1 protein-coding gene and 1 tRNA gene are annotated in these 4,363 nt (G+C 68.8%); both read left to right on the top strand.

Going from position 1 to position 4,363, the window contains the following annotated elements; translation table 11 throughout:
* Positions 1 to 57 precede the first annotated feature (57 nt).
* Complete coding sequence (gene hrpA / locus AOK11_RS33960; RefSeq protein WP_055597514.1) at positions 58 to 4,035, top strand: ATP-dependent RNA helicase HrpA; 3,978 nt, start codon at positions 58 to 60, stop codon at positions 4,033 to 4,035.
* 128 nt (positions 4,036 to 4,163) lie between these two features.
* Positions 4,164 to 4,238: transfer RNA gene (locus AOK11_RS33955), tRNA-Asp, on the top strand.
* The last annotated feature ends 125 nt before the right edge of the window (positions 4,239 to 4,363 follow it).

Genomic DNA, 4,363 nt, shown 5'->3' with positions numbered 1-4,363 from the left:
CCCTCCTCCGGCGCCCCCTCCTTCGGCGCCCCCTCCTTCGGCGCTCTCGCCTCTCGCCTGACCGAGCTCTCGCTGCGCGACACGCAGCGGCTCGGGCGCAGGCTCGAAGGTGCGCGCAAGATCCGTAAACCGGAGGCCAAGGCTTCCGTGCTCGACGAGATCGAGGTGGAGGTCGCCAAGGCCGAGGAGCGGATGGCCCGGCGGCGGGCGCGGGTGCCGGCGATCACGTATCCGGAGCAGTTGCCGGTCAGCCAGAAGAAGGACACGATCGCCGAGGCCATCCGCGACCACCAGGTGGTGATCGTCGCGGGTGAGACCGGTTCCGGCAAGACCACGCAGATCCCGAAGATCTGCATGGAACTGGGCCGGGGCGTCCGCGGGATGATCGGGCACACCCAGCCCCGTCGGATCGCCGCCCGCACGGTCGCGGAGCGGGTCGCGGAGGAACTGGACACCCCCCTCGGGGAGGCCGTCGGCTGGAAGGTGCGGTTCACCGACCAGGTGAGCCCGGAAGCCACCTTCGTGAAGCTGATGACCGACGGCATCCTGCTCGCCGAGATCCAGACGGACCGTGAGCTGCGCGCCTACGACACGATCATCATCGACGAGGCCCACGAGCGGTCGCTGAACATCGACTTCCTGCTGGGCTACCTCGCCCAGCTGCTGCCCAGACGCCCGGACCTGAAGGTCGTCATCACCTCGGCGACCATCGACCCGGAGCGGTTCTCCCGGCACTTCGGCGACGCGCCGATCATCGAGGTCAGCGGTCGCACGTATCCCGTCGAGGTGCGGTACCGGCCGTTGCTCGAGGAGGACTCGGAGGACGCCGACCGCGACCAGATCACCGCGATCACGGACGCGGTCGAGGAGCTGATGGCCGAGGGGCCCGGCGACATCCTGGTCTTCCTGTCCGGCGAGCGGGAGATCCGGGACACGGCGGACGCGCTGACGAAGAAGGCGTATCCCCGCGCCGGAGGCGCTGATGGGCACAGCACTGAGGTGCTGCCGCTCTACGCGCGGCTCTCGCACGCCGAGCAGCACCGTGTCTTCCAGCAGCACAGCGGCCGCAGGATCGTTCTGGCGACCAACGTCGCGGAGACGTCACTGACGGTGCCGGGCATCAAGTACGTCATCGACCCCGGGTTCGCGCGGATCTCCCGCTACAGCCACCGGACCAAGGTGCAGCGGCTGCCGATCGAGCCGGTGTCGCAGGCCAGCGCCAACCAGCGCAAGGGCCGCTGCGGACGTACGTCGGACGGCATCTGCATCCGGCTGTACAGCGAGGACGACTTCGTCACCCGCCCGGAGTTCACGGACGCGGAGATCCTCCGTACCAACCTGGCGTCGGTCATCCTGCAGATGACGGCGGCGGGCCTCGGCGAGATCGAGAAGTTCCCCTTCATCGACCCGCCGGACCACCGGAACATCCGCGACGGCGTGCAGCTGCTCCAGGAGCTCAACGCGCTGGATCCGGCGCAGAAGGACCCCCGCAAGCGGCTGACGGAGACCGGGCGCAAGCTGGCCCAGCTGCCGGTCGACCCGCGGCTGGCGCGCATGGTGCTGGAGGCGGACCGCAACGGCTGCGTCCGCGAGGTCATGGTGATCGCGGCGGCGCTGTCCATCCAGGACCCGCGCGAGCGGCCGGCCGACAAGCAGACCCAGGCGGACCAGCAGCATGCCCGGTTCCGGGACGAGACCAGCGACTTCCTCGCCTACCTCAACCTGTGGCGCTATGTGCGGGAGCAGCAGAAGGAGCGCGGCTCGTCGTCCTTCCGGCGCATGTGCAAGCAGGAGTACCTGAACTTCCTGCGGATCCGTGAGTGGCAGGACATCTACACGCAGCTGCGCACGGTCGCCAAGCAGATGGGCATCCACCTCAACGAGGAGGACGCCCCCGGCGACCGCATCCACATCTCCCTCCTCTCGGGCCTGCTCTCCCACATCGGGATGAAGGACGTGAAGGAGTCGAAGGACTCCGGTCAGACCGGCCGCAAGGACGGGAGCGGGCGCAAGGACGGCGGCGGGCGCAGCGAGTACGTGGGCGCGCGCAACGCCAAGTTCGCGATCTTCCCGGGTTCGGCGCTGTTCAAGAAGCCGCCGCGGTTCGTGATGTCGGCTGAGCTCGTCGAGACGTCCCGGCTGTGGGCCCGGGTCAACGCGAAGGTCGAGCCGGAGTGGGTCGAGCCGCTCGCCGAGCACCTGCTGAAGCGCACGTACAGCGAGCCGCACTGGGAGAAGGACCAGGCCGCGGTGATGGCGTACGAGAAGGTCACGCTGTACGGCGTACCGATCGTCGTCCAGCGGAAGGTGAACTACGGCCGGATCGACGCCGAGGTGTCGCGCGAGCTGTTCCTCCGCAACGCGCTGGTCGAGGGCGACTGGCGCACGCATCACAAGTTCTTCGCGGACAACCGCAGGCTGCTCACCGAGGTCGAGGAGCTGGAGCACCGGGCGAGGCGCCGGAACATCCTGGTCGACGACGAGACCCTGTTCGACTTCTACGACCAGCGGGTGCCCGAGCACGTCGTGTCGGGGGCGCATTTCGACTCGTGGTGGAAGCACAAACGGCACGAGCAGCCGGATTTCCTCGATTTCGAGCGCGAGATGCTCATCCGGGAGTCGGCCGAGGCCGTCACCAAGGCCGACTATCCGGACTCCTGGCGGCAGGGCGCCCTCACGTTCCGGGTGACGTACCAGTTCGAGCCGGGTGCGGACGCGGACGGGGTGACGGTCCACGTGCCGCTCCAGGTGCTGAACCAGGTCACGGACGAGGGCTTCGACTGGCAGATCCCGGGGCTGAGGGAGGAGGTCGTCACGGAGCTGATCCGTTCCCTCCCCAAGCCGATCCGCCGCCACTACGTGCCGGCGCCGAACTACGCGAAGGCGTTCCTGGAGCGGTCGGTGCCCCTCCAGGAGCCGCTGACCGTGACGATGGCCCGCGAGCTGAAGCGCAGGGTCGGGGTGCCGTTCGACGCGGACGACTTCGACTGGTCCAAGGTTCCCGACCACTTGAAGGTCACCTTCCGGATCGTCGACGAGCGGCGCCGGAAGATCGCCGAGGACAAGGACCTGGAGGCGCTCCGGATCCGGCTGAAGCCGAAGGCCCGCCAGGCGCTCTCCCAGGCGGCGGCCGCCACGGCCCAGCGCGAGGGCGGTGAGTCGCTGGAGCGGACGGGTCTGACCGACTGGACCGTCGGCACGCTGACCCGTGTCTTCGAGACACGGCGGGCCGGTCAGCCGGTGAAGGCGTTCCCCGCACTGGTCGACGACGGCGACACGGTCTCCGTACGCCTCTTCGACACGGAGGCGGAACAGCAGCCGGCGATGTGGAAGGGCATGCGTCGTCTGATCCTGCGCAACATCCCGGTGAACCCTGCGAAGTTCGCATCCGAGAAGTTGACGAACGCCCAGAAGCTCGCCCTGTCGGCGAATCCGCACGGTTCCATCCAGGCGCTGTTCGAAGACTGCGCGACGGCGGCGGCGGACCGGCTGATCGCGGACTTCGGCGGCCCCGTGTGGGACGAGGAGTCGTACCGCAAGCTGTACGACAAGGTGCGCGCCGAGATCGTCGACACGACCGTCCGCGCAGTGGGGCAGGTGCAGCAGGTGCTGGCCGCCTGGCAGGCGTGCGAGCGACGGCTGAAGGGCGTACGCAGCCCCGCGCTGCTGGCCAACCTCCAGGACGTGCGCGGACAGTTGGACGCCCTGGTGAAGCCGGGCTTCGTGACGGAGACGGGACTGCGCCGGCTGCCGGACCTGATGCGGTACCTGGTGGCCGTGGACCGTCGCCTCCAGCAGATGCCGGCGAACGTCCAGCGGGACACGACCCGCATGGAGAAGGTCCACGAGATGCGGGACGAGTACGCCTGGCTGCTGGAACAGCTGCCCCAGGGCCGTCCGGTGCCGCAGCAGGTGCTGGACATCCGCTGGATGATCGAGGAGCTCCGGGTCAGCTATTTCGCCCACGCCCTGGGCACGGCGTACCCGGTCTCGGACAAGCGGATCGTGAAGGCGATCGACGCCGCCGCTCCGTGACACGGCGGCCACACAGGGTGAGTTCGACCAGCGGGCCGCGGCTCCTGTACAGTCTCTTTTCGCAGCGCAAGGCAGCAATCGCACTGCGAAACTCCCCCAGTGCCTCAAAGGCATGGGAGGGGCCCCCAGGTCCTGTGGAGCAGTTTGGAGTGCTCGCCACCCTGTCAAGGTGGAGGCCGCGGGTTCAAATCCCGTCAGGACCGCACAATCGAAGGGCCCCGCCGTCAGGCGGGGCCCTTCTCGCGTTCTCCGGACTCCCTCCCGAGACCCTGTCGAGGCGGGGGCCGCGCCCACCCTCACAGCGGGACCCGCCTCGACAGGGTCTCGG

The sequence above is a fragment of the Streptomyces hirsutus genome (assembly GCF_001418415.1).
GTDB lineage: Bacteria > Actinomycetota > Actinomycetes > Streptomycetales > Streptomycetaceae > Streptomyces > Streptomyces hirsutus.
The sequence above is the reverse complement of the archived record's forward strand: the minus strand, read 5'-3'. Positions and strand labels throughout refer to the sequence as shown.